Raw genomic sequence first — 23,884 nt, 5'->3', positions numbered from 1 at the left:
CTTACCCTAGCCCGCCGCCGGTGGGCGATATTGTAGTTTTGCGACGCCCGGCCACCGGGCTGACGCTGCATCAGGTCAGGCCGCGGGGGCCCTTGCGGGTGGTCGTGCAGAGCTTCTGGTGGGCGAGGGGCGAGGCCGCCGGGCGAGGGGAGCCCCTGGAGCTGCTGCATCCCGACGGTGGCCTGGGGATGGTCTTCGACTTCGCTACGCCGCCGCGGCGGGAGGCTCGGCACGGGGCTGGCCCGGCCTGGGTCGACGGCCCCTCGCTGCGTACCGCCGGGCTTGCGGTCACCGCCGACCTGGCCCTGCTGGGTGTGCGTTTCCTGCCGGGCCGGGGGGCTGCCCTGCTGGGCGAAGCGCCGGAGCGCCTGGCCGAGGCCGGGCTGCTTCCGGCGGCAGCGCTGCGGCGGCGTGCCCTGGCCACCCTGCATGAACGCTTGCGAGAGATCGATGACGGCATGGCCCGGGTTGCCCTGCTGGAGCGCGAGCTGCTCGGCTGGCTGCGACAGAGCGAGGCGCCATCGCCGTTACTGGGCGCGGCGCTCGAGTGGCAGCGACGGCGCCGGGGACAGGGGAGTGTCGCCGAGCTGGCGGAGGCGCTGTCGGTGAGCCAGCGTCAGTTGCAACGGCAGTTCCGGCGTCACCTGGGGCTGTCGCCCAAGCAGTATGCCCGGACGCTGCGTGTCGCCCACGGGCGAGAGTTGATCAAGCGGACGGCGGGGCCCGGGGCGCTCGCCGAGGTGGCCTATGACGCGGGCTATTTCGATCAGGCACATTTCGTCCACGACTTCACGGCGGTGACCGGCCTCACGCCGGGCGAATATCGCCGCCATGTACGGTGGCGCGAAGACGAGCGGGGCCCTGTGGCTCCGCTCCCTCGTGTTCTGTTATCCCATCAGCCATAGGTTGGCCGTTGCGGCCAGCCCGGTGGCGAGTCCTCGAAGTCCTCCTGACGCCCGTAGGGCGTGGTATCGAGCAGCGCATAGGCATCGGTGAGGCGCTCGCAGCCGCGGGCGTAGGCGGAGTAGGTATGGAAGATCGCTTCGCCGAGGCGGAAGAAGACGCTCAGGCCGTGGCACTCGCCGCTCTGGAAATGGGGCTCGTCGCCGCGTGCCTCGAGCTCGGCCTGGCGGCGGTAGTTGTACTCGGGCGGGGCGATCGCGGCGTCCAGGGTGACATGGAAGTCGTAGTTGAAGTCGCTGCCATGGGACGAGACCCAGGGCCAGTGCCAGCCGCGTTCGGCCCGGTAGGCCTGGAGCCTGGCCAGCGGCGCCCGGGAGACCAGCACGAAGCGGGTATCGCGCTCGCCGAGCAGGGAGAGATCGCCCAGCGCATCGACGAAGCCGGTGCAGCCCGGACAGCCCCGCTCCCAGGCCGGATCGAACATGAAGTGGTAGACGATCAGTTGGCGCCGCCCGTCGAAGAGATCGAGCAGGCTCGTCTCGCCGTCCGGCCCCTCGAAGGCGTAGGCCTTGTCGAGCCTGACCATCGGCAGCCGGCGGCGCTCGGCATTCACCCCGTCGTACTGACGGGTCAGGGCCTTCTCGTGTTCGAGCAGCGCCAGGCGCTCGGCGAGCCACGCCTCGCGCTCGACGATGGGGGGATGGGGCACGTCGTTCATGATGGTGGCGCCTCCTTCTCGCAGTTGATCATCCAGGCCACGCCGAAGCGGTCGACCAGCATGCCGAAGCGCCTGGCCCAGAAGGTCTCCTCCAGGGGCATCTGGACCGTGCCGTCGTCGGCCAGGGCCGCGAAGAGCCGCTCGGCCTCCTCGGGGGTGTCGACGCCGAGGGTCAGGGAGATCCCCTTGATGCCCTCGTAGGGGGCGGGGCAGTCGGGCATGGTGTCGGAGCCCATCAGCACCTGGCCGTCCACCACCAGGCGGGCGTGCATGATCTTGTCGTGGGCCGTGGCGGGCATCGCCATCTCCGCCGGGGCCTCGCCGTAGGTGTGCATGGCGACGATCTCTCCGCCGAGGCAGCGCTGGTAGCACTCGAAGGCGGCGCGGCAGTCGCCGTCGAAGGTCAGATAGGCATTGAGCAACATGAGAGGGCCCTCTTCATGGTGATAGTGAAGGTGATTGGGATGGGGACAGGGAGGAGTCGAACGGGGCCGGGGAGTTTCGACAGCCTAGTTCCTGTGCAGCGTGAGCGCGATCCGTGACAGGCCCCGGGGGAGGAGCCCGGGGCCTGTCACTCCGCCCTGGCCAGGCGTTGCAGGCGGGCCGCCTGGCGACTCAGCTCGTCGCGCAGGGCGGTGGGCTCGACGACCCGGAAGTCGAAGGGCAGGCGGATCAACTGGCGGGCGAACCAGGCCAGGCTATCGGTGCGGCCGTGCAGTACCACGCCGCGTTCCGCGGGGGTCAGCAGGCCGATATGGGGGCCGAGCTCGGCGACGGCGCGCTCCAGGTCGGTATCGAGCCATAGCTCCACGGCGATGGCGCGGGGCAGGGTGGCGAGGCTGCGGGCCAGGTGGGCGGCGGCGTCGAACTCCCGTGGTCGGTCGAAGCCGGCCGCGAGCGGGGTGGCCTCGCCGATGCGGTCGAGACGGAAGCTGCGCAGGTCGCGGCGCAGGTGACACCAGCCGCTGACGTACCAGTGGCCGCCGTGGAAGACCAGGCCATAGGGGTTGAGCACCCGCCGGCTGGCCTGGCCTCGGTCGTCTTCATAGTCGAGCCGCACCCGTCGACGCGCCTGGGTGGCCGTGGCGAACAGCCCCAGCAGGCGCTCGTCGCCCGGGGTGCGCGCCGCCGGCAACGTCAGCCGCGCGTTCTCGCTCAGGGCTTGCGCCTGCTGCCTCAGATCGGCGGGCAAGACCCGCTCGAGCTTGGCCCGGGCGGTGTCCAGGGCGGGAGTCGTTTCAGCCATGCCCAAGGCCTCGGCGGCAAGCAGCCCCAGTGAAACGGCCAGCGCCTCCTCGCTGCTGAGCATCAAGGGGGGCAGCTTGAAGCCGGGCATCAACCGATAGCCGCCATGGCGGCCCCGCTCGGTGGTCACCGGGATGCCGAGCTCCTCCAGGGTGCGGATATAGCGCCGCAGGGTACGACGGTCCACGCCGAGCCGCTCCGCCAGCTCGCCGCCACTGAGGTGGCGGTGGGTCTGCAGCAGCTCCAGCAGGGCCAGCACGCGGGCGGTGGGGTTGAGCATTTTTCCGCTTTTAATAGGACGGGTTCTGCCCTATTTAGCCACTACCTTGCCTGCATGGCCAGACGCATGGGGCGTCGGCCGTTATCGACCCACGCAAGGAGTGAAAGATGGAACCCGTCCTCTTCTATGGCGTTCCCCAAGGCTGCTCATTCGGCTCGATCGTGGCCCTGGAGTGGCTGGGCCAGCCCTACCGGCTGTGTCGTATCGAGATGCTGGAACACCCCTGGGATCCCCTCTATGCCAAGATCAACCCGCGGCTAAAGACGCCGGCGCTGCTGCTGGAGGAGGGCGAGCCCCTGACCGAGAGCCAGGCGATCCTGCAGCACCTGGCGGCCCGTGGCCGGGAGGCCGGATTGGGCTTTGCCCAGGGCAGTCGCGAGTTTGATCGGCTGAGCGAGATGCTCGCTTACCTGAACACCGACTTCTTCGGCGCCTTCGGCCCCCTGTGGACGCTATATGACAGCCAAGGAATGAGCGGCGTGGAGCAGGAATTGCTGCGTCGGTTGGGACGTCAGCAGGTCGCAGAGTGTTGTGCTCATCTCGATGCTCTGCTGGCCGAGCGAACGTGGCTGCTGGGCGAGCGCCGCAGCCTGGCGGATGCCTATTTCGTCGGTATCGCCCGCTGGGCCGAGTACCATCGGCTGTTCGATCTCGAGCATGACTACCCGCACCTGGCCCGACACCTGGCGACACTCAAGGCCGATGCGGCCGTGCGCTTCGCCGAGGCCATCGAGCGTGGCGAGAGTCCCGACGGCGCCGGTGGCTTCCGGGGCCACGTCACCCTGGAAACGCTGCGTCCGCGGCTGGCGGCCTGAAGGTCGTGCCCCGGCCCGCCGATGGCGGGCCGGGGCTCCGGGCTCAGTAGGCGACGCTGAAGCGCCGGTTGGGGTGGCGGGGCGTCTCCAGCTCGTCGAGCATGGCCACGGCGTAGTCCTGCACCGAGATACGGCTCTGGCCCTCGGCGTCGCCGAGCAGGCCGTCGCCGCCCAGGCGGAATGTCCCGGTGCGCTCGCCGGGGAAGATCTCGGCGGCCGGCGAGAGCATCGTCCAGGCCTGGGCCTGCTGGGCACGCAACCGCTCCAGGGCGGTCTTGGCACCCTCGGCGGTGGCGCGATAGGCGTCGGGGAAGCCCGGGGCGTCGAGCAGCAACTGACCCGGGGCCACCTCCAGGGAGGCGGCGCCGCCGACCACCATCAGGCGCGGCACGCCGGCGGCCTGGGTGGCGGCGAGGATGGCGTCGAAGCCCTTCACGTAGTAGCCGTAGACGTCCTCCTGGGCGTGGCCGCTGAAGGCGCTGAGCACCACCTCGGCACCGCGCAGCTGCTCGGTGAGGGCGGCGCTGTCCAGGACATCGCTCTTCTCGACGCCGAGGTCGTCGCGGGTGGCGAGGCGTTCCGGGCGGGTGACCAGGGCCTTGACCTCGTGGCCGCGGGCGAGTGCCTCGTCGAGCAGGGCCGAGCCGATAAAACCGCTGGCGCCGATCAATGCAATCTTCATCTTGTGTCTCCTGTTTCAGGGGGAAGATGAGCGCATTGTGGGCGGGTTGATTGATTTGAAAAATAGCCGCTCTGATATTTTACTGTTATCTATTTGATAACAGTGAGGCCCCATGTCCCGTCCCGACGAACTCGACCTCAATGGCCTGCCGCTCTTCCTGGCGCTGGTGGAGGCGGGCAGCTTCACCGCCGCGGCGGAGCGGCTGGGCTGCACCAAGACCAAGGTCAGCCTGCAGATCTGCCAGCTGGAGGAACGCCTGGGGGTGACGCTGTTCCAGCGCACCACCCGACGAGTCCAGCCGACCCAGGCCGGCGAGACCCTCTATCGCGAGTGCCGGCCGTTGCTGGCGGGGTTGCAGGAGGCCCTGGCCGCCGCCGAGGGCGATGACCAGCGGTTGCGTGGCGCGCTGCGCCTGACCGCCCCGGAAGACTACGCGACCCGGGTACTGGGGCCGGCGGTGGTCGAGTTCGGGCGGCGGCATCCGGAGCTGCGCATCGAGCTGCGCAGTGGCGACCGGATCAGCGACATGCTGGAAGAGGGCATCGACCTGGCCTTTCGCCTGGGTTGGCTGAAGGATTCCACGCTGCGGTCGCGATCCCTGGGGGCGTTCCAGCAGTACCTGGTGGCCTCACCCGATTACCTGGCGCGGCATGGCACGCCGGACGATCCCGAGGCACTGGCCGAGCATGCCTGGGTGGCCTTCACGCCGCTGGCCTCGCCCCTGACCTGGACCTTCCGGCGCGGCGAGGAGAGCCGCCGGGTGCAGATGAAGGCGCGGCTCGCCGCCAACTCCACCGCGGCGCTGAGCGCCCTGCTGGTGGCGGGGGGCGGCATTTCGGTGATGGCCGATATCTCGGCCGAGGCGGAGCTGCGTGCCGGGCGGCTGGTGCGGGTGTTGCCGGCGTGGTCGCTGCCCAGTGGCGGCGTGCATGCCGTCTATCCGCCAGGACGCCACCTGCCGGCACGGGTGCGGGCCTTTATGACGTTCTTCCAGGTGTGGCTGGCGGACGAGACTGGGGAAGCTTCGTCGTAGGTGGGCATGACGACGACTTGCCGCCGAGGCAGCGTCGGTAGCTCTCGAAGGCGGTATGGCAGTCACCGTGAGGTCAGGCAGGCATCGTGCAACACGGGAGCAGCCGCCTCGGGGTGGTGGGGACGTCCTGGGGGCGAGCGGGCCGATGGCCGGCCCTGGCGTATCCGGTGGAAATGCGGCGGCTGGGCTAATCTGAGATGGCGACATGGCAAGGCAGGATTAGCCAAGCCGACGAGCACACAGGGATGTCTTATCCACCGATATGGCAACGACCGGGTCGGGAGGCTGAGATGTCAGACAAGAATGAGCGGGGCCTGCGTGAGCTCTATGATCAGGACCCCGAGCGCGCCGACTGGCTGGTGTTCGGGCGTATTACCGACACCAACCGGCGCGGTTTCCTCAAGGGCGCGGGATTGGCCGCCATGACCGCGGCGGTGGGTGCCGCCTCCATCCCCTTCGCCCGGCACATGCCCGGTGGGCTGATTCCGGCGGCCCTGGCCGAGGAGGTGGGCGATTTCGAGATCCTCGGCAAGGAGGGCATCATCATCCGCAACGACCGGCCGATCAATCTCGAGACGCCGGTGCATCTGCTCGATGATGAGGTCACCCCCATACGCCACTTCTTCGTGCGTAACAACGGGGGCCTGCCCGAGGCGAGCGAGGATCCCGACGGCTGGAGGCTGACGATCGACGGTGAGGTCGAAAGCCCCCTGGAGTTTAGCCTGGGCGAGCTCAAGACCCGCTTCGAGACGATCACCCGTCAGGCGCAACTGGAGTGTGGCGGCAATGGTCGGGCCGGTTTCAACCCCTCGCCACGGGGCAACCAGTGGGTCATCGGGGCCGTCGGCAACGGCGAATGGACCGGGTGCCGGCTCAAGGACGTGCTGGAAGCCGCCGGTGTCGGGGCCTCGGCCGTCTACACCGCGCATTACGGTGCCGATCCACACCTCTCCGGCGACCCGGGGCGCGATGCGCTCAGCCGTGGGGTACCGATCGACAAGGCGCTGGAAGAACAGAACATGCTGGTCTGGGGGATGAACGGGGAGCCGTTGCCGCTGGCCCATGGCGGGCCGCTGCGACTCTTGATTCCCGGCTGGGCCGGCTCCTGCTCCCAGAAGTGGGTGACACGGATCTGGCTGCGCGATCAGGAGCATGACGGTCAGGGCATGACCGGCCTCTCCTATCGCGTGCCCCGCTACCCGGTGGAGCCTGGTGCCGAGGTGCCCGACGAGGACATGGTGGTCATGGCATCGATGCCGGTGAAGTCGGTGATCACCTATCCGCAGAGCCCCGTGGCGGTGTCCCGGGACGAGCCCCTGAGGGTGCGGGGACACGCCTGGGCGGGCGATCACCGGGTGGCCGCCATGCATGTTTCCATCGATTTCGGTGCGACCTGGCAAGAGGCGGCACTGGACGAGCCGGTCAACCCCTATGCCTGGCAGCACTGGCGGGCCGAGATCGAGCTACCCTCGCCGGGCTACTTCGAGGTCTGGGCGCGGGCCACCGACGACCAGGGCGTGATGCAGCCGGCGGTGGTCCCCGGGTGGAACCCGCGCGGCTACCTCAACAACTCGCAGCACCGCATCGCGGTCCGCGCCGTCTGAGTCGGAGGTGAACATGGCACGCGGGTTGTGCGTGGTATGGCTCGGGCTGGCCTGCGGCCTGCCGCTGCAGGCCAGCGACGACTTCGGTGGCCTGCCCGAGGGTGACGGCCGGCTGGAAACCTACCAGAACTGCCTGGCCTGCCACTCCTCGGCGATCATCCGCCAGCAGCGCCTGTCGCGGGAGACCTGGGACGAGGTGCTCGACTGGATGGTCGAGCAGCATGGCATGTGGCAGATGGCCCCGGAGGTACGCGGGCAGGTGCTGGATTACCTGGCCGAACAATTCGGCCGTGATTAGGTGGAGCCCTCCACAACCACGAGGGACCCAGCCTCTGACGTGCGAGGACGAACGGCGAGAAGGCGCCTGGCGGCGATGCCGTGGCGGGCGCCTTGCTCGGCCTGATCGTCACGGCTATCACCCTGGTTGGGACAGGCGGGCCAGCACCACCTCACAGAGGGTCTCTACCGGTTGCTGCGAGTCGAGCCGCATGACGGGGCACGCGAGTCGACGTAGCCAGCGCTCGTGAAGGTCGCGGCTGCGCAGTGGTGCCTTGCCGGTGTCGTAGCGCCTGGCCCACTCCATGAACTCCCGATGGGCATCATGCCTATCACCGCCCGGCTCGATGTGATCCCCGTAGCGTGACCGCTCGCGGTCGAGCAGTCGCCGCATGCGCAGCTCATGGGGAAGCGAGAGAAAGATCGCCAGGGTGAAATGGGGGAGCAAGGGATCGCCCCAGCTGCATAAGGAGCCGGCCAGAACCCAGGAATCGTGGGCCGCGATCTCGCGCTCGATCAGGGCGATTCGCTCGGCAGGCGCGCGTTTGGTGGTGAACGGAGGGTCGGTGGGCTGCCAATAGTAGGCGTCGGTATCCAGAAAGGGGATATCCAGATGCCTGGCCAGCGCCGCGCCCAGGGTCGTCGTTCCGGAGCCCGAGGCACCGAAGAGATGCAGTCGTACCGTCATGCGTTGTTTGTCCCTGACATGGAGAGGAGCGATCCGTCGCCCCGCTTGGCAATGGCCCGATGGCCATTGGCGCGGGCGGCGCATTATAGCCATCTTGCGCCATGGGGCAAGAGGCGCGGCAGGGGCGCGTCCGGGCAGCGGCATTCGGATCAGCGACATGCTGGAAGGAGGCATCGACCCGGCATTTCACCTGGGCTGGCTGAAGGGTTCCACGCTGCGGTCTTCGAGTCTCTCGTCCGGCGGGTCTCAGGCCGAGGTCGCGAAATAGACGACCATCCGCAGGTGGCGGTGCTCGTCGACGATCAGCGTCTCGTGATCGAAGTCGCGCGGCATGCCCTCGGCATCGAGCAGGTGGCCGATGCCGTAGCGGTAGGTCTCATGATTGGGTTGCTCCCACCAGCGGCGAAAATCCGGTGACAGCTTGGCGAGCGACTCGATCAGTTCCTGCATGGCGGGGTCCCTGGGGGCGGCCGCCAGGTCACAGCGAAACTGGGCGAGTAGGCGAGGGGCGTCCTGTTGCCAGTCGGGGAGGCGCTGGCGCAGTGCCGGGTCGGCGAATGCCAGGCGTATCATATTGCGCTCACCGGCTTCCCTGCTGCTGAAGCCGAACAGGTCGTCGGCCGTGGCGTTCCAGGCGATCACGTCCCAGCGCAGGTTGATCACATAGGCGGGCCTTGGCATGTCGTCCATCAGCGCCTGTACCAGGGGCGGGATCGCTTGCCACTGATAGGCCTCCACCGGTGGCGGACGGCGGTGGGCGAGCAGAAAGAGGTGGCAGCACTCGGCGTCGTCCAGCTTCAGGGCCTTGGATACGCGCAGCAGAAAACTCTCCGAGACGTTGATGTCGCGCCCCTGTTCGAACCAGGTGTACCAGGTCAGCCCCACGCCGGCGAGGGTGGCCACCTCCTCGCGGCGCAGCCCGGGCGTGCGTCGGCGGCCGGTGGAGGGCAGGCCGACGTCGGCCGGCGTCAGCTTGTGGCGATGATGGACCAGGAAGTCAGTGAGTTCGCCTCTGGTCCTGTCGAGGCTGCGCCCGGCCATGGCAATGCTCCAGGTAGTTACCAGTAGTAATAGGATAACTGGCTATATTGTAACCCTATTAATGTAGGCCAAGACTACCATGCCAACCCTAAGGAAAGGAGGCATGGCATGGTTTCCCTCAACGAAGGATTAGATACGTGCGTCGCCCGGCGGCGGGCGGGCATCAAGGCGTGGGCCGGCCTGGCGGTGTTGGCACTGCCCACCGTGCTGCTCGGCCTCGACGTCACCATTCTCTATCTGGCGCTGCCGGCCCTGGCGGCGGATCTGCAACCGAGCAGCACCCAGGCGCTGTGGATCATGGATGCCTACGGTTTCATGATCGCCGGCTTCCTGATCACCATGGGCACCCTGGGCGATCGCATCGGCCGACGCCGGCTGCTGATGATCGGCGCCGTGGCCTTCGGCATCACCTCGGTAATCGCCGCCTATGCCACCAGCGCCGCCATGTTGATCGCCGCCCGCGCGGTGCTCGGCGTGGCCGGCGCGACCCTGATGCCCTCGACCCTGGCGCTGATCAGCAACCTGTTCGGCGACGTGCGTCAGCGCGCCCTGGCCATCGGCGTCTGGGCCACCATGTTCGCCCTGGGCATGGCGCTGGGCCCGGTGGTGGGTGGTGTGCTGCTGGCGCATTTCTGGTGGGGCGCGGCCTTCCTGGTGGCGGTGCCGGTGGTGGCCGTGCTGCTCCTGGCCGCGCCGCTGCTGCTGCCGGAGTACCGTGCTCCCCGGGCCGGTCGCCTGGATCTGCCTAGCGTGCTGCTGTCGCTGGTGGCCATCCTGCCGGCGATCTATGGGGTGAAGGAGCTCGCCAAGGCGGGGTTCGCCCCGGAGGCGCTGCTGGCCATGGCCGTGGGCCTCCTCGGTGCGCTGCTCTTCGTGCGTCGCCAGCGGCGCCTGGCCAGCCCGCTGCTCGATATGCGGCTGTTCGGTAGCCGCACCTTCAGCGCCGCGCTGGTGGTGCTGCTGGTGGGGCTGGTCGGCGTATCCGGCGTGATGCTGCTGGTGACCCAGTATCTGCAGCTGGTGGCGGGGCTCACGCCGTTGGTGGCGGGGCTGTGGATGGGGCCGCCGGCGCTGATGATGGTGCTGGCGGGCATCATGGCGCCGCTGCTCGCTCGCCGCATACGGCCGGGCTATGTGGTGGGGGCCGCCCTGGCGCTCTCGACGCTGGGCTACTGGCTGCTGGCTGCCGTGGAAGTGAATGCCAGCGGGGTGGGCATGGCGATCGCCGGATTCTCGCTGGCCTATCTCGGCCTGGGCACCATCGCCGCCCTGGGGACGGACCTGGTGGTGGGGGCCGCACCGGCGGACAAGGCCGGCTCCGCCTCGGCGATGTCCGAGATGGTCCAGGAGCTGGGCCTGGCGCTGGGCGTGGCCCTGCTGGGCAGCCTGGCGACCCTGGTCTACCGCCTGCAGATCGCCGATCGGATCCCGGAGCAGATGACGGTCGAGGTGGCCGAGGCGCTCGGCGACAGCCTATGGGCGGCCTTGTCCGTCGCCGAGCGGCTGCCTGCGGACCTGCTGGTGGAGGCGCAGGTAGCGTTCGTCGCGGGGTTGAGCGTCACGGCCCTGGTGGGCGGGATCGGCGCCCTCGGCCTGGCGCTACTGGCCACCCTGGCGCTGCGACACGTGGGGGCGATCGGCGAGGAGGAATCTGGCGCCGTGGCGAGCGAACCCTGCTCGCCCTGATCGTCACGGTGGCGATGCGGCCCCGCTACTGGGCCGGGTGGGCCAGCTCCGCCGCCAGGCGATCCACCAGCGCCTCGATGCGTCGCTCGGCCTGGGCCAGGGATGCCTGCAAGCGTGCGTCGGCGAACTCGTCGTACTCCGCGGCGATGCCATGCAGCTCCTCGATGCCCAGGTAGCCGAACACGGTGCGCAGGTGCGGTTCGACGTGGTTGGTGTGGGCCATGCGCTCGCCCGGCTCGTAGCCGTAGTCGCCGCGAGCGCCGAGTACCACCAGGCGCTTGTTCATCTCGGTCAGCAGCGGCCAGTAGGGCAGCCCGGGGCGGGCGCGATCGAAGCCGAAGGTGCGCCCGACCCGCACGATATTGTCGATATAAGCCTTGAAGCCGGCCGGGACGCCGAAGTTGTACATCGGCACGCCGGCCACGATCAGCTCCGCCTCGAGCAGCTCGTCGATCAGCGCATCGCTCTCGGCGAGGGCCTCGTGCATCCAGGGCTCGCGCGCCTCCGGCTGGGTGAAGGCGGCATGGATCCAGTCGCCGGTGACGGGGCGCGGCGGGTGCTGGCCGACGTCTCGGTAGACGATGCGGTCGTCGGGGCGGGCCCGCCGCCACTGGGCAATAAAGTGGGCGCTCAGGCGCCGCGAGTGGGAGCCGTGGGGCTGGGCGCCGGAGCGGCCGGGGCGGGCACTGGCGTCGAGGTGCAGGATGGTGGCCATGGGGCTCTCCTTTATGGTCAAGATCAATTCATGTATTGAGGGTCGGTTGGCAGCATCGTCCCTTGGTTAGTGGCTGACAAACGATCTATTCTTGGTCGATACATGAGTTGAACTTGTCCATGGGGATCCGATGCAGCGACGCCGGCTACCGCTCTCGCAGCTGCGTGCCTTCGAGGCCGCGGCACGTCATCGCAGCTTCAAGGCCGCCGCCGAGGAGCTGGCGGTGACGCCGGCGGCGATCAGCCACCAGGTCCGTGAGCTGGAGGGCTGGCTGGGGGTGGCGCTGTTCGAGCGTCGGACCCGCCGGGTGGCGCCCACCGAGGCGGCGACGACCCTCTACCCGGTGTTGCGCCAGGGCTTCGATGCCTTCGCCGAGGCCCTGGAGCGGTTGCGCGGGCGCACGGAGACGGCCAGCGTCACCCTCTCCTGCACCCCGGCCTTCGCCAGCCGGTGGTTGCTGCCGCGGCTGGCCGACTTCCATGCGGCGCATCCCGATATCGACCTGCGTATCCATGCCAGCGAGGCGGTCCTCGACCTGTCGCGGGGCGCCTGCCTGGCGATTCGCTACGGCATGGGCCCTTACCCGGAATACGAGGCCGTGAAGCTGGCGACCGACCGCATCGCCCCGGTCGCCAACCCGAGCCTGGCGCTGGGCGGCATCGAGGATCTCCAGGGCGTGCGCCATATCGATTTCGACTGGTACTGCCCGAGCCTCGGCCTGCCCACCTGGGCGTCCTGGTGCCGGGCAGCGGGATGCGTGCCGTCCGCGCTGGGGCCCCGGCTCGCCTTCTCCGACGAGAGCCATGCCATCCAGGCCACCATCGCCGGCCAGGGCGTGGCCCTGCTGGGGCTGACCCTGGTCCAGGACGAGCTCGAGCGCGGTGTGCTGGCGGTCCCCTTCGGCCCGAGCTTGCCGGGGTTGCGCTACCATTTGCTCCGGAGCCCGGCGACCCGGGGCGACGCCACCCTCGATCGGGTGGCGGCGTGGCTGCAGACGGCCTTCGCGGCCTCCGCGTCGGCTTGCCGCCAGGCCGTAGCGGAAGGCTGAGGAGGGGGCAGGGCCGTTCGGGAGGCAAGTCGGGGCTCTTCGTGCTGGCCTTTATTCCGCAGTTCGTCGATCCCGCAGCGGGGCCCGTGGCGGCGCAGATGCTCATCTACGGTGGCTGGTTCGCCGTCCTGACCACGGTCGGCTTCTTGCTGATGGGGGCGTTCGCGGCGCGTCAATCACCCCTTGAATCACCCGCCGTGCTGCTTGCGGCTGTCGGCGGGGGCCTGCTCGCGTTCATGCATGCCGTAGTCGCGCAGCACCGTGGCCACCCGCAGCCGGTAGTCGGCGAAGACCACCTGGCGGCCCTGGGCCTGAGCGGCGCGGTGGCGCTCCAGTTGGCGCCAGGCCTCGATGGCTCGCTCGTCGCGCCAGAAGGAGAGCGACAGGACCTTGCCCGGCTGGGTCAAACTCTCGAAGCGTTCGATGGAGAGGAAGCCGTCGATCTCGTCCAGTAGCGGGCGCAGCTCGGCGGCGATGTCCAGGTAGTGGTCGCGGTGGCCGGGCTTGGGCTCGGCCTCGAAGATAACGGCGATCATGAGGGCTCCTCGGGTGGGTAGAGGCAGTGAACTACCGCTCAGTGTGTCGTCTTGGACTAGGCTTGTCAGACGTTAATGGTTAGGTGGTGGACGAACTATGGATGAGGAGCCGGATCTGGCACGGCTGGCGCGGACCCTCGGCGATCCCACGCGGCTGGGCATGCTGGCATTGCTGATGGAGGGGCGGGCGCTGACTGCCAAGGAGCTTGCTTATGGCACCGGGGTGCAGCCAGGAACGGCTACGGCTCATCTCCGGCGGTTGCAGGAAGACGCCCTGCTTGGCGTCGCCCGACAGGGTCGGCACAAGTATTACCGACTCGCCACCCCGGCGGTGGCACGGGCCGTAGAGTCACTGATGGTGGTGGCCAGGCCGGTACGGGTGGTGCCGCCGCGTCGTCAGCCGCAGGGGGCCCTGGCCGAGGCACGCTACTGCTACGATCACCTGGCCGGTCGCCTGGGCACCGGGATCAGCGAGGCACTGTTCATACGCGGGTGGCTGCGGGTCGAGGGAGAGCGCTGGGAACTGACCGCCGATGGCGAACGCTGGTGCGTCGACTTCGGGCTCGATCCGGCCGCTCTGCGTCGCCGGCGGCGGCGCTTCGCCTACCCCTGCCTCGACTGGAGCGAGCGCTGTGATCACCTGGGCGGTGCCCTGGGGGCGGCCCTGGCCGAGCGCCTGGAGGCGCTGGGCTGGGTGGCGCGTCAGAAGGGCACCCGGGTGGTGACGATAAGCGCCGAGGGCCGGGAGGGCCTGGCCCGGGAATTCGCCCTGACGCTGAGCGGGTCGGAGGAGACGCTATGAATCGACGACGGCGTCGTAGCCGAGGAGCTGAACCAGATGAGACAGTCCGTGATCAGGGCGCCTGGCTCGTTGCTTGCCTCAACTGTGAGGGGGCCAGGCCCCTGGCCTGACGAAAGCGGCTGGCCAGGTGGCTCGAGGAGCTGAAGCCACAGGCCAGGGCGATCTCGGCCAGTGGCCGGGTGGTTTCGCGCAGCAGTGCCTCGGCCCGGGCCAGGCGCCGCTGCAGGACGTACTGGTGGGGCGTGAGGCCCTGACTGCGCTTGAACATGCGTGCGAAGTGGTACTCGCTGAGCTGGACCCGGGCGGCCAGCTCCTTGAGCGGCAGCGGTCGGTCCAGGTGGGCCTCGATATAGTCGCGCACCTGGCGCAGGCGGTAGGGGGCCAGGCCGCCCCGGGGGTGGGGCGGCGGCCGGTGGCGCTGGCCGTAGGCGCCGGCCAGATGCACCAGCAGCAGGGTGATGGCGCTGTCCAGGGCCAGGCGGTCGGCTGGCTCCTGCCAGTCGAGGGCGAGCAGCCACTGGCGATACAGGCTGGCGATGCGCGGGTCCTCGGCGAAGGTCCGCTCGTCCAGCAACAGGCCGGAGGCCTCCTGGTCCCAAACCCTCTCGGTCAGCCCTTTCAGGTGCGCGTCGGTGAAGTAGAGGTGCGCGAACTCCAGGGGACCACGGATATCCCAGCGGGATTCATGCTGGGCCGGCATCAGGCAGAATCGGTCCGGGGCACCCCCATTGCGCCAGCCGCCGGACGTCTGGCGGTAGGACTCATAGCCGTCGGCCACATAGAGGCTGAGGGTGTGGTGGCCGGGCCTGTCCAGGGCGAGGTGGTCGTTGTCGTTGCGCCACTGGGCCAGGCCGATGCCGCCGTCGAGCCGGGCGGCTCGCGTCAAGTGGGCCCGGTGCTGGCTCAGGTGCTCGAATACGTGGTAGGGCATGGCTTTCTTCTCCCCGGAGGCTTCGATGGTAGCCAGGCCGGCGTGGCGAGCCAAGCGGATGACGGGGGACGGTGCGAAAAAGCGCAAGAAACGAAGGCTCGGCGCAAGAAGCTGAATGCCCAGCGCGCCGTTATCGCCCAGAGTCGGTGGCTCCGAGCCGAGGAGCTGCCATCATGAACCTGATCCTGTATGCCGTCACCGTGCTGATCTGGGGCACCACCTGGATCGCCATCGCCTTCCAGGTGGGGGAGGTGCCGGTGATGCTGTCGGTCTTCTACCGCTTCGCCCTGGCCGCCGGCCTGCTGCTGCTGTGGCTGGCGCTCCGCGGGCGCCTGCGTCGGCTCGATGCGCGGGATCACCTGCTCTGCGCCCTGCAGGGGCTGTGCGTCTTCTGCCTCAATTTCTATCTCTTCTATACCGCCGCCGCTTATATCACCAGCGGGCTGATCGCCGTGGTGTTCTCCATGGCGGTGCTGTTCAATGCCGCCAATGGCGTGCTCTTCTTCCGCCAGGCGATCACGCCGCGGTTGCTGGTGGCGGCCGCCCTGGGCCTGGCCGGCATGGTCTGCCTGTTCTGGCCGGAACTGCGTCGCGAGGCGCTGGGCTCGGGGGTACTGCTGGGCCTGGGCTGCGCGCTCTTGGGCACCTATGGCTTCTCCCTGGGCAATATGCTCAGCCTGCGCCATCAGCGCCAAGGCCTGGACCTGCTCTCCACCAACGCCTATGCCATGGCCTACGGTGCCCTGATCATGCTGGCGCTGGTGCTGGCCAGTGGCACGCCCTTCACGCTGGATACCTCGCCGACCTACCTGGGCGCCCTGGCCTATCTGGCCGTGTTCGGTTCGGTGATCGGCTTCGGCACCTATTTTGCCCTGGTGGGGCGGATCGGGGCCGGGCCGGCGGCTTATGCCACTCTGCTGTTCCCGCTGGTGGCCCTGGGCATCTCCACCCTGGTCGAGGGCTACCGCTGGACGCCGCTGGCCCTGATCGGCCTGGTGACGATCCTGGTGGGCAACGCCGTGATGTTCTACCGGCCGCGGGCGAAGGGGCCGAAACCGGAAGCCGTGCCCGGTCGCCGCCCGGCCGTCTGACGCTCAGGGCGTATCGCGGAAGTGATCGCGAATGCGCCGTGGGGCCTTGTCCCGCCAGGCGGCGATCAGGGCCGCGCGGACCCGGGGATGGGGCGCTTCGCTCAGGTGGACCTGGGTATGGCCGGGCGCCCCGCCGGGAGCCGGGCGAAAGGCCCCGGGACAGGCCGCGATGATCTCTTCCTGGGCCTCGGGGGCAAGCCACAGCGTAGCCCAGGTCACCTCGGGGTAACCCAATTGGGCGAACACCTTGCCACCGACTCGGTAGTCGGGGTGGTCCTGCTCGGCATGCTCCACCACCCCGGGAAGACCCAGGGCCAGGGCACGAAATTCGGCTTCCGTCATCAGCGTCTCCCGGCCGCCCCGGAGGGGGCTCGTTCTCAGGATAGATCGTGCCTCGGGCCTTGTCCGCGGTGAGTGGGGGCCAGGCCCCGATGCGCCAGGGCCGTGGCGACGAAGTCCATGAAGGTGCGAATTCGTGCTACCCGCCGCAGGTCGGGGTGGGTCAGCAGCCAGAGCTCGGTGGCCAGTGCCGGAATGGGGGCGCCGAGCCGGCTCAACGACGGTTCGGCATCGGCCAGGTAACAGGGCAGCACCGCACAGCCAAGCCCGTCGCAGGCCGCCGCCAGCATGCCCAGCAGGGTGTCGATGCGGTAGTGGCAACGTGCCTCCAGGCCGGCGTCGGCCAGCCAGGTCGCCAGGTCGTCGTACTCCAGGTGGCGACCCGGGCCGATCCAGTCGGCCGTGCCGGGATCGTCGCCGGGACGGCCATAGATCGCCTGCTCGATCAGGGCGACCCGACGCCCCACCAGATGCTGTGGCGGCGATGAGGAGGGGCGCAGCGCCACATCGGCGTCGCGCCGGGCGAGATCGAAGCGCTGATTGGAGACGGCGACCTCTAGCTGGATCTGCGGATGGGTGTGCCGGAAGTCGGCGAAGATCGGCGAGAGCAGGCCCATCAGCAGGGTATCGGTGGTGGTCACCCGCAGGGTGCCGGAGAGCTGCAGGTCGCGGCCCGCCAGGCGCCGCTCGATCTCCTGGACCTCCGTGGCGATGCGTTCGGCCACCTCGGCCAGCTCGGCCCCGGCCGCCGTAGGGGCGTAACCCTGCCGGGAGCGCTCGAAGAGGCGCACGCCCAGGCGTGCCTCGATGGTGTTGAGGCGACGAAACAGGGTCGCATGGCTGGCCCCCAGGCGGCGGGCGGCGCCGGCCAGGGAGCCTGCCGTGGTGATGGCCAGGACCACGCGCAGGTCGTCCCAGGGAATTAGCTGTTCATTCATGCAAAGTTCGTTGTTATCGATAGGGAATGTTCGATCATTAGTGAACAGCCTAGCCTGTGGGGGACCGGCGCGACAGGCGTGCCGCCGAGACCGGGAGCCCGATCATGCAGGTGCTTATCGTTTTCTGTCACCCCGAACCCCACTCCTTCAACGCCGCCCTCAAGACGACGGCGGTCGCTCATCTGGAAAGCCAGGGCCATGCGGTGGAGGTCTCCGACCTCTATGCCGAGGGCTTCGATCCGGTGGAGGGGCCCGGGCACTTCCCGCGGCGCGCCGATCCGGCGGCCTTCTCGGCGCTGAGCGAGCAGCGCCGGGCCCATGAGGCCGGGGAGCTTCCCGCCGAGGTGGCCCGGGAGATCGCACGGCTGGAACGCGCCGACCTGATCATCCTGCAGTTTCCCCTGTGGTGGCATGCCCAGCCGGCCATGCTCAAGGGCTGGTTCGACCGGGTCATGGTCTATGGTGGGCTCTATTCCGGCAGCCGCCGTTACGATCGCGGACGGCTGCGTGGCAAGCGAGCCTTCTGCTCGGTGACCACCGGCTCACCGGAGGCGGCCTTCACTCGGCAGGGCCGCGGTGGTGAAATGGCCAGCCTGCTCTGGCCCATCCACCGCTCGCTGGCGTACCTGGGCCTGGCGGTCCTGCCGCCCTTCGTGGTCTATGGCGTCCAGGGGGGCGGCCTGCAATACGAGCAGGAAACCCTCTTCCGCGAGCGCCTGGAGGGCGAAAAGCATGCCTGGCGAGACCGCCTCGACCGGCTCGAGAGCCTGTCACCGATTCCCTTCGCCGGCTGGGACGACTGGGACGAGCAGGGGGTGCTGCGGCCCGAGCATCCGCTGGCCTGGCGGCCCTGACTGCGTCCATCTCCCGGGCTGTCGAAGCCGCGCCGTCCCGCACGATACAGGGCAGGGCCCATGGGGGCCGACTACCCTTGCTGAGTGGGCGGGAGAGACGACCATGCAATACATGCTGATGTGCGGTATCGACGAGGCGCTCTGGCAGGCCCTGCCGGAGGCGGAGCGGGAGGCGGTGATGACGGACTACCATGGGTTGCTCCAGGAGTGGGTGACCCGGCATCACTACCGCGGCGGGGCCCGGCTGCAGCCGGCGGCCACCGCCACCACCCTGCGCGAGGCCGGAGGCCGGTTGGTGCTGCATGACGGCCCCTTCGCCGAGAGTCGCGAGCAACTGGGTGGCTTCCATGTGCTGGAGTGCGGCAACCTGGACGAGGCCCTGGGCCAGGCGCGACGCCTGCCCACGTTGCGGGTGGGAGGCGTGGTGGAAGTACGGCCGGTGGACCCGGCCTATCGCCTGTGAGCGGCGCGGCCATGGACCTGGCGGCCCTCTATCGGCGCGACTACGGGCGCCTGCTGGCGGCGCTGATTCGCCGCTTCGGCGACTTCGCCCTGGCCGAGGATGCCCTGCAGGCGGCCTTCGAGGCGGCCATGCAGCAGTGGCCCGAGGAGGGCGTGCCGGCCAGTCCGGTGGCCTGGCTCTCCGCCACTGCCCGCCATAAGGCGATCGACCAGTTGCGTCATCGCCAGTTGGGAGAGCGCAAGCAGGATCAACTGGCGCTGCACCTCAGCCTGCAGCAGCCGGCGCCGAACCCCGAGGATCCCGAGCCCCTGGACAGCCTGCGGCTGATCTTCACCTGCTGCCATCCGGCCCTGAATCGTGCCGCCCAGGTGGCCCTGACCCTGCGTACCCTGGGTGGCCTCACCACCGAGGAGATCGCCCGGGCCTTCATGCTGCCGGTGCCGACCCTGGCCCAGCGGCTGGTGCGCGCCAAGGCCAAGATCCGCGACGCCGGCATCCCCTTCGAGGTGCCCGAGGCGACGGCCCTGGACGAGCGGCTGGCGGCGGTGCTGGCGGTGATCTACCTGATCTTCAACGAAGGCTACGCCGCCAGCGGCGGCGAGCGGTTGGTGCGCGAGCCCCTGTGTCGCGAGGCGATTCGCCTGGGACGCCTGCTGGTCGGGCTATTGCCCGCCCAGGGCGAGGCGCGGGGGCTGCTGGGCCTGATGCTGCTGCACGACGCGCGCCGCGAGACTCGCACCGATGCCCGGGGCGACCTCGTGCTGCTGGAGGAACAGGAGCGCTCGCGCTGGGATCGCGAGGCGATCGAGGAGGGACTGGCCCAGGCGACCCTGGCCCTGCGTCAGGCGCCGGGCCCCTATGCCCTGCAGGCCAATATCGTCGCCCTGCATGCCCAGGCCGCCTCGGCGGCCGAGACCGACTGGCCGCGTATCGTGGCCCTCTATGGGTTGCTCTATCGCCGGGAGCCGAGCCCGGTGGTGGCCCTCAATCGCGCCGTGGCGGTGGCCATGGTCGAGGGGCCCGAGCGGGGGCTGGCGCTACTGGAGGAGATTCATCTGCCCGGCTACCACCTGCTGCCGGCGGCCCGGGCCGACCTCCTGCGGCGCCTGGGGCGCGATGAGGAAGCCGCCGACCACTATCGCCAGGCCCTAGCGCTGGTCAAGCAGGCACCGGAGCGGCGCTTCCTGGAACGGCGGCTGGCCGAGGTGGGAGGTTAACGCCGCGGACGCCGGGGTTGGGGGCGTGGCGTCTGGAGTCGCACCGCCTGGCGTGCCGAGCGCGGCCGATGGTTATGGGCATGGGCGACCATGGCGAGAATGCCGGCCGCGGCCAATCCGATCGCGAAATACTCTAGGGGTGCCATGAGCGTCTCCTTCCTGAGTTGGGGCCCTGGGTGGCGCCCTAAGGGCAGTGGCGGTCAGCGCTCCCTGTGTGGGCGATGACGATGCTCTCTCTGACAGCGTAGCCGCGAGGAGGTGCCCTTGGCGACTCCTTCGTGAACGGAGCTTGGACGGTGGAGAGTTGCTCCGCCCGGCCGAAGGTAGAATACTGTCTATAATTACAGTATTCATGTCGGAGGCGCCATGTCCCTGTCTACCCCCTGGCCAGCCCGCCATCACTCCGCCACGCCGCCGCTGCCCCTGCTGGGCTGCCGGGTGCGAGCCGGCTTCCCCAGTCCCGCCGATGACCACCTCGACACCGAGCTCGACCTGCATGCCCATGTGGTGAAACGTCCCGCCGCCACCTACTTCGTGCGCGCCGAGGGTGACTCCATGCGCGGCGATGGCATCCATGATGGCGACCTGCTAGTGGTGGATCGCAGCCTGGAGGCGCGCCCCGGCCGAGTCGTGATCGTCGCCCTGGAGGGGGAGCTCACCGTCAAGCGGCTGGAGCAGCAGGCCGCCGGCCCCTGCCTGGTGGCCAGCCATCCCGACTATCCGCCGATTCCTCTGGCCGGACGCGAGTGCCGTGTCTGGGGTGTGGTGACCCATGTGGTGCATGCCCTGCCCGGAGGCCAGCGATGAGCGCCTGGAAGCGAGCCGCTCTCCGGCGAGCGCCGATGCCCTGGGGAGCCTGAGGATGATCGCCCTGGTGGATTGCAACAACTTCTACGTCAGCTGCGAGCGCGCCTTCGCCCCGGCCCTGGAAGGGCAGCCGGTGGGGGTGCTCTCCAACAATGATGGCTGTGTGGTGGCCCGCTCCGAGGAGCTCAAGGCGCTGGGCATCGCCATGGGGGCCCCGGTGCACCTGATCCCGCCGTCACTGCGCCGTCGCTGTGTGCTGCTCTCCAGCAACTATGCCCTCTATGGCGACATGTCCCGGCGGGTCAACGAGGTGCTGGAGTCGCTGGCCCCGCATGTAGAGCCCTACTCCATCGACGAGAGCTTCCTTCATCTGGATGGCCTGGATGTTGCCGCGTCCGAGGTTCTGGCTCGGGAGCTCCGCGGGCGAGTGCACCGCGAGACCGGTATTCCGGTGAGCGTGGGGCTGGCGCCGACCCGGGTGCTGGCCAAGCTGGCCAACCGGTTCGCCAAGCGTGGCGACGGGGTCTGTTACCTGGCAGCCGATGCCGCCACCACGCAAGCCCAGCTGGAGCAACTGCCGGTAGCCGAATTATGGGGCGTGGCCCGGCGCAGCGCCGAGCGCCTGGCCGCCCTGGGCATCGATACCGCCTGGGCCCTGCGCCAGACCGAGCCGGCGCGGGTTCGCCGGGCCCTGTCGGTGGTGATGGAGCGCATCGTCTGGGAGCTGCGTGGCCATGGCGCCATCCTGATGGACGACCTGGAGGCGCCCCGCCACCACCTGCTGGTCTCGCGTTCCCTGGGGCGGCCCACCACGGCGCTCCACGAACTTCGCGAGGCGTTGCGCCAGCATGTGGCCCGGGCCGGCGAGAAGCTGCGTCGTCAGGGCAGCCTGGCCCAGGTCGTTCGGGTCGTCCTGCGTACCGGCCCCTTTCAGGTGGGACGGGGGGCCTACCGCAACGCCGCCCAGGTGACCCTGGCGGCGCCCAGCGACGACACCCGCGAGCTGTTGCGGGCTGCCCAGCAGGCCCTGGCGATCATCTACCGAGAAGGCTATCGCTATCAGAAGTGCGGGGTCATGCTGATGGGCTTGGTGGAGGCGGGGGCGGCCCAGGGACGGCTGCTGGCGGAGGATAGCGCCGAGGCGCTGCGGCGTCGCCGGCTGATGGCGACCCTCGACCGAGTCAATCGGGAGCTGGGCCGTGATACGGTGCGCCTGGGCCTACCGCGGCGCGACAGCGGCTGGAAGTTGCGCTGCGCCAATCGCAGCGACCGCTACACCACCCGCTGGGATGAGCTCCCCCGGGTGCGCACCTGAGAACCTTGGTGCCGCAAGGCGGAGTCGACCCCTCGACCTTGTCTCCCCGGGGGCTCCATCGGCGGGCCCGCTGCATCGCCGCGCAAATCTCCATCCCGTGAACCACCCGCCGCTTGGCGAGGCCCCGAATGGGCCAGGCAGCATGGCCTGCTTATATAGGCTATCCGCAGGGGAATAGCACCATCTAAGCTAACGAAGCCTGGGGTAAGGCCCGCCCGGTGGACGATAATATATTACCTATACTTAGATATTATCCTGCATCGAAACGGGGCGGACCATGACTGCCGTATCCACTTAGATATTATCCTGCATCGAAACGGGGCGGACCATGACTGCCGTATCCGGAAGTGCAAAGTATCCTAAAATTCGACTATTCGATATTCGTAAAGCATGCAGTACCTGCAGCCTGCGCGAACTTTGCCTTCCCGTCGGCCTGGGGCGGGAAGACACCGAAGCGCTGGAACGGATCATCGAACAGAGTCGTCCGCTGAGGAAAGGCGATAGGCTCTGTTCCCTGGGCCAGCCGTTCACCACCCTGCATGTCGTCTATAGCGGCAGCCTGAAGAGCATCACTGTGGATCATAATGGCAAGGATCAGGTCATCGCGTTTCACCTGCCGGGGGAGCTGGTCGGCCTGGACGCCATCGGTGCCGACAGGCACCCATCGACCATCGAGGCATTGGAAACCACCAGTGTGTGCAAGCTCCCTTTCGTCCATCTCGAGGAGCTGGCCCGGCAGATACCCGGGTTGCAGCGCCAGCTGCTGCGCATCATGAGCAAGGAGATCTTCGACGACCACGAGCTGCTCCAGGTGGTGGCGCGGCGCAAGGCGGAACAACGACTGGCCATCCTGTTGCTCAGCCTGAGCCAGCGCTTCGCTCGACGGGGCCTGTCGCGGACCCGCTTCCGCCTGTCCATGTCGCGTCATGATCTGGGCAACTTCCTGGGGCTCGCTCCGGAAACCACCAGCCGGGTATTCAAGCGCTTCATGGAGCTCGGCTGGCTGAAAGTCAGCGGTAAGGAAATCGAGCTGTTGGACCTGGCGGCCCTGCAAGGCATGACCGCGAAACCCGAGACAACGCCGCTTGAGGCAGGCGGAGGTCGCTGAAGACGTACGACAGCCAGCTTTCTACAGGGCTTGAGTTCAAGGTACCTCAAGCGCTCGGGGGAGATGGTATCCAGAAAGCCGCGAACCTTGATTCGCGTCATGGGCGGGCGTCGCGAGCAGCGGCGCCCGCCCGTTGCCTGTCGGGGACTTCAGCTGAGCTGCTGGTGGGCGGCGTAGCAGTGCATCAGGACGCCGGACTCGAGCTGCTTATGATAGGTATAGTCGCGCAGTGGTCGCTCCAGCTCCGGCGTACCGTTGGCCCCCAGCAACCGTCGAGCCAGGCGGTGCGTCTCCAGGCTCGCGGCCAGGGCCTGCTGCAGTGCCTGGTCGATCAACTCCCCGTCGACGATAAAGAAACTGCCCCGGGAGTCGACGAGCGTCGGCCGGGCCCGGGGGTGTTCGGGACCGTCCACGCAGGCACCGAGGCCCAAGTCGTTGGCCGCCTCCCGCAGGGTCTCGAGACGTTGCTCGCAGGCGATGCCGAGCTCTGCCATCTGACGGCTCAGGGCCGTACTGTAGGTCAGGAAGCTAAGGGCCAGCCGGCGATAACGGTGCAAGGCTCGGCTTTCGGCCGTGCTGGCCAGCATCAGCTGGTCCTGGGGAAGCAGGGTGAGTGTCTGGATATCGATCATGCGGTCAATCTCGGGATGCGGGGCATGCCCCGGTGAGGGGGCATCGGCCCGATGTCGTGTCGTTGTTCGTTGTGTATTGCCTGCCTGGCATCGCTTTGCCGAGGGGGCTCCTTCCCG

The 23,884-nt window shown here is 68.7% G+C and carries 28 protein-coding genes; 15 read left to right on the top strand and 13 right to left on the bottom strand.

Going from position 1 to position 23,884, the window contains the following annotated elements; all coding sequences use genetic code 11:
- Positions 1-38 precede the first annotated feature (38 nt).
- The gene (locus IHD13_RS04325; protein ID WP_195859805.1) at positions 39-905 is read left to right on the top strand and encodes a helix-turn-helix transcriptional regulator; all 867 of its coding nucleotides are present in this window, start codon (positions 39-41) and stop codon (positions 903-905) included.
- On the opposite strand, the gene IHD13_RS04320 is transcribed toward IHD13_RS04325, so the two are convergent.
- The 3 genes from IHD13_RS04320 to IHD13_RS04310 all read right to left on the bottom strand — a co-directional run bounded on the left by IHD13_RS04320 (position 896) and on the right by IHD13_RS04310 (position 3,146).
- Positions 896-1,621 (bottom strand): DUF899 domain-containing protein, encoded by a 726-nt coding sequence (locus tag IHD13_RS04320; RefSeq protein WP_195859804.1) that lies wholly within the window; start codon positions 1,619-1,621, stop codon positions 896-898. The genes IHD13_RS04325 and IHD13_RS04320 overlap by 10 nt on opposite strands.
- Positions 1,618-2,046, bottom strand: a complete 429-nt coding sequence (locus tag IHD13_RS04315) for a VOC family protein (RefSeq protein WP_195859803.1) — start codon at positions 2,044-2,046, stop codon at positions 1,618-1,620. Before IHD13_RS04315 ends, IHD13_RS04320 begins: the two co-directional genes overlap by 4 nt.
- Before the next feature lie 146 nt (positions 2,047-2,192).
- Entirely contained in the window at positions 2,193-3,146 is a 954-nt protein-coding gene (locus tag IHD13_RS04310; protein ID WP_195859802.1) for a helix-turn-helix transcriptional regulator, read from the bottom strand.
- 107 nt (positions 3,147-3,253) lie between these two features.
- On the opposite strand from IHD13_RS04310, the gene IHD13_RS04305 reads away from it, so the two are divergent.
- Entirely contained in the window at positions 3,254-3,961 is a 708-nt protein-coding gene (locus tag IHD13_RS04305; RefSeq protein WP_195859801.1) for a glutathione S-transferase family protein, read from the top strand.
- Between the two features lie 43 nt (positions 3,962-4,004).
- Here the strand turns inward: IHD13_RS04305 and IHD13_RS04300 are convergent, their stop codons facing one another.
- Complete coding sequence (locus IHD13_RS04300; RefSeq protein ID WP_195859800.1) at positions 4,005-4,643, bottom strand: NAD(P)-dependent oxidoreductase; 639 nt, start codon at positions 4,641-4,643, stop codon at positions 4,005-4,007.
- Between the two features lie 112 nt (positions 4,644-4,755).
- On the opposite strand from IHD13_RS04300, the gene IHD13_RS04295 reads away from it, so the two are divergent.
- From IHD13_RS04295 to IHD13_RS04285, 3 genes are all read left to right on the top strand, one after another.
- On the top strand, positions 4,756-5,676 hold the full coding sequence (locus tag IHD13_RS04295; RefSeq protein ID WP_195859799.1) for a LysR family transcriptional regulator: 921 nt from the start codon (positions 4,756-4,758) through the stop codon (positions 5,674-5,676).
- A gap of 290 nt (positions 5,677-5,966) precedes the next feature.
- The gene (locus IHD13_RS04290) at positions 5,967-7,280 is read left to right on the top strand and encodes a sulfite oxidase (RefSeq protein WP_195859798.1); all 1,314 of its coding nucleotides are present in this window, start codon (positions 5,967-5,969) and stop codon (positions 7,278-7,280) included.
- 13 nt (positions 7,281-7,293) lie between these two features.
- Positions 7,294-7,578, top strand: coding sequence for an aldehyde dehydrogenase (locus IHD13_RS04285; RefSeq protein WP_195859797.1), 285 nt, complete (start codon positions 7,294-7,296; stop codon positions 7,576-7,578).
- Positions 7,579-7,695: 117 nt separating this feature from the next.
- Here the strand turns inward: IHD13_RS04285 and IHD13_RS04280 are convergent, their stop codons facing one another.
- Positions 7,696-8,244 carry an AAA family ATPase gene (locus IHD13_RS04280; protein WP_195859796.1) on the bottom strand — a complete coding sequence of 183 codons (549 nt, stop codon included), beginning with the start codon at positions 8,242-8,244 and terminating at the stop codon, positions 7,696-7,698.
- Between the two features lie 246 nt (positions 8,245-8,490).
- Positions 8,491-9,285, bottom strand: a complete 795-nt coding sequence (locus tag IHD13_RS04275) for a helix-turn-helix transcriptional regulator (RefSeq protein WP_195859795.1) — start codon at positions 9,283-9,285, stop codon at positions 8,491-8,493.
- 108 nt (positions 9,286-9,393) lie between these two features.
- Here IHD13_RS04275 and IHD13_RS04270 point away from each other — a divergent pair, with 108 nt between their 5' ends.
- Complete coding sequence (locus tag IHD13_RS04270) at positions 9,394-10,971, top strand: MFS transporter (RefSeq protein ID WP_195859794.1); 1,578 nt, start codon at positions 9,394-9,396, stop codon at positions 10,969-10,971.
- 25 nt (positions 10,972-10,996) lie between these two features.
- Here the strand turns inward: IHD13_RS04270 and IHD13_RS04265 are convergent, their stop codons facing one another.
- The gene (locus tag IHD13_RS04265) at positions 10,997-11,686 is read right to left on the bottom strand and encodes an FMN-dependent NADH-azoreductase (RefSeq protein WP_195859793.1); all 690 of its coding nucleotides are present in this window, start codon (positions 11,684-11,686) and stop codon (positions 10,997-10,999) included.
- Positions 11,687-11,816: 130 nt separating this feature from the next.
- On the opposite strand from IHD13_RS04265, the gene IHD13_RS04260 reads away from it, so the two are divergent.
- Entirely contained in the window at positions 11,817-12,734 is a 918-nt protein-coding gene (locus IHD13_RS04260) for a LysR substrate-binding domain-containing protein (RefSeq protein WP_195859792.1), read from the top strand.
- Between the two features lie 188 nt (positions 12,735-12,922).
- On the opposite strand, the gene IHD13_RS04255 is transcribed toward IHD13_RS04260, so the two are convergent.
- On the bottom strand, positions 12,923-13,270 hold the full coding sequence (locus tag IHD13_RS04255) for an antibiotic biosynthesis monooxygenase family protein (RefSeq protein ID WP_195859791.1): 348 nt from the start codon (positions 13,268-13,270) through the stop codon (positions 12,923-12,925).
- 97 nt (positions 13,271-13,367) lie between these two features.
- Here IHD13_RS04255 and IHD13_RS04250 point away from each other — a divergent pair, with 97 nt between their 5' ends.
- The gene (locus IHD13_RS04250) at positions 13,368-14,072 is read left to right on the top strand and encodes an ArsR/SmtB family transcription factor (RefSeq protein WP_195859790.1); all 705 of its coding nucleotides are present in this window, start codon (positions 13,368-13,370) and stop codon (positions 14,070-14,072) included.
- A gap of 52 nt (positions 14,073-14,124) precedes the next feature.
- Here IHD13_RS04250 and IHD13_RS04245 read toward each other — a convergent pair whose 3' ends face one another.
- The gene (locus IHD13_RS04245) at positions 14,125-15,003 is read right to left on the bottom strand and encodes a helix-turn-helix domain-containing protein (protein ID WP_195859789.1); all 879 of its coding nucleotides are present in this window, start codon (positions 15,001-15,003) and stop codon (positions 14,125-14,127) included.
- 173 nt (positions 15,004-15,176) lie between these two features.
- Between IHD13_RS04245 and IHD13_RS04240 the strand changes: the two genes are divergently transcribed.
- Complete coding sequence (locus IHD13_RS04240; RefSeq protein WP_195859788.1) at positions 15,177-16,094, top strand: DMT family transporter; 918 nt, start codon at positions 15,177-15,179, stop codon at positions 16,092-16,094.
- Positions 16,095-16,097: 3 nt separating this feature from the next.
- On the opposite strand, the gene IHD13_RS04235 is transcribed toward IHD13_RS04240, so the two are convergent.
- Positions 16,098-16,436 carry an MmcQ/YjbR family DNA-binding protein gene (locus IHD13_RS04235; protein WP_195859787.1) on the bottom strand — a complete coding sequence of 113 codons (339 nt, stop codon included), beginning with the start codon at positions 16,434-16,436 and terminating at the stop codon, positions 16,098-16,100.
- Positions 16,437-16,471: 35 nt separating this feature from the next.
- Positions 16,472-17,371 (bottom strand): LysR family transcriptional regulator, encoded by a 900-nt coding sequence (locus IHD13_RS04230; RefSeq protein ID WP_195859786.1) that lies wholly within the window; start codon positions 17,369-17,371, stop codon positions 16,472-16,474.
- A gap of 104 nt (positions 17,372-17,475) precedes the next feature.
- Here IHD13_RS04230 and IHD13_RS04225 point away from each other — a divergent pair, with 104 nt between their 5' ends.
- The 3 genes from IHD13_RS04225 to IHD13_RS04215 all read left to right on the top strand — a co-directional run bounded on the left by IHD13_RS04225 (position 17,476) and on the right by IHD13_RS04215 (position 19,905).
- Positions 17,476-18,225, top strand: a complete 750-nt coding sequence (locus IHD13_RS04225) for an NAD(P)H-dependent oxidoreductase (protein ID WP_195859785.1) — start codon at positions 17,476-17,478, stop codon at positions 18,223-18,225.
- 103 nt (positions 18,226-18,328) lie between these two features.
- The gene (locus IHD13_RS04220) at positions 18,329-18,688 is read left to right on the top strand and encodes a YciI family protein (RefSeq protein WP_195859784.1); all 360 of its coding nucleotides are present in this window, start codon (positions 18,329-18,331) and stop codon (positions 18,686-18,688) included.
- 11 nt (positions 18,689-18,699) lie between these two features.
- The gene (locus tag IHD13_RS04215; RefSeq protein ID WP_195859783.1) at positions 18,700-19,905 is read left to right on the top strand and encodes an RNA polymerase sigma factor; all 1,206 of its coding nucleotides are present in this window, start codon (positions 18,700-18,702) and stop codon (positions 19,903-19,905) included.
- On the opposite strand, the gene IHD13_RS04210 is transcribed toward IHD13_RS04215, so the two are convergent.
- A complete protein-coding gene (locus IHD13_RS04210) occupies positions 19,902-20,051 on the bottom strand; it encodes a hypothetical protein (RefSeq protein WP_195859782.1) in 150 nt (49 codons plus the stop codon). The two genes, IHD13_RS04215 and IHD13_RS04210, sit on opposite strands and share 4 nt — an antisense overlap.
- A 220-nt stretch (positions 20,052-20,271) precedes the next feature.
- Here IHD13_RS04210 and IHD13_RS04205 point away from each other — a divergent pair, with 220 nt between their 5' ends.
- From IHD13_RS04205 to fnr, 3 genes are all read left to right on the top strand, one after another.
- Positions 20,272-20,712, top strand: coding sequence for a LexA family protein (locus tag IHD13_RS04205; RefSeq protein ID WP_195859781.1), 441 nt, complete (start codon positions 20,272-20,274; stop codon positions 20,710-20,712).
- A complete protein-coding gene (locus tag IHD13_RS04200; RefSeq protein WP_326838311.1) occupies positions 20,678-22,027 on the top strand; it encodes a Y-family DNA polymerase in 1,350 nt (449 codons plus the stop codon). The genes IHD13_RS04205 and IHD13_RS04200 overlap by 35 nt, the downstream gene beginning before the upstream one ends.
- A 328-nt stretch (positions 22,028-22,355) precedes the next feature.
- The gene (fnr, locus tag IHD13_RS04195) at positions 22,356-23,135 is read left to right on the top strand and encodes a fumarate/nitrate reduction transcriptional regulator Fnr (protein WP_195859780.1); all 780 of its coding nucleotides are present in this window, start codon (positions 22,356-22,358) and stop codon (positions 23,133-23,135) included.
- A gap of 149 nt (positions 23,136-23,284) precedes the next feature.
- Here fnr and IHD13_RS04190 read toward each other — a convergent pair whose 3' ends face one another.
- Entirely contained in the window at positions 23,285-23,767 is a 483-nt protein-coding gene (locus tag IHD13_RS04190) for a hypothetical protein (RefSeq protein ID WP_195859779.1), read from the bottom strand.
- Positions 23,768-23,884 lie beyond the last annotated feature (117 nt).

It is taken from the genome of Halomonas sp. 328 (assembly GCF_015645095.1).
Classification (GTDB): Bacteria; Pseudomonadota; Gammaproteobacteria; order Pseudomonadales; family Halomonadaceae; genus Bisbaumannia.
The sequence above is the reverse complement of the archived record's forward strand: the minus strand, read 5'-3'. Positions and strand labels throughout refer to the sequence as shown.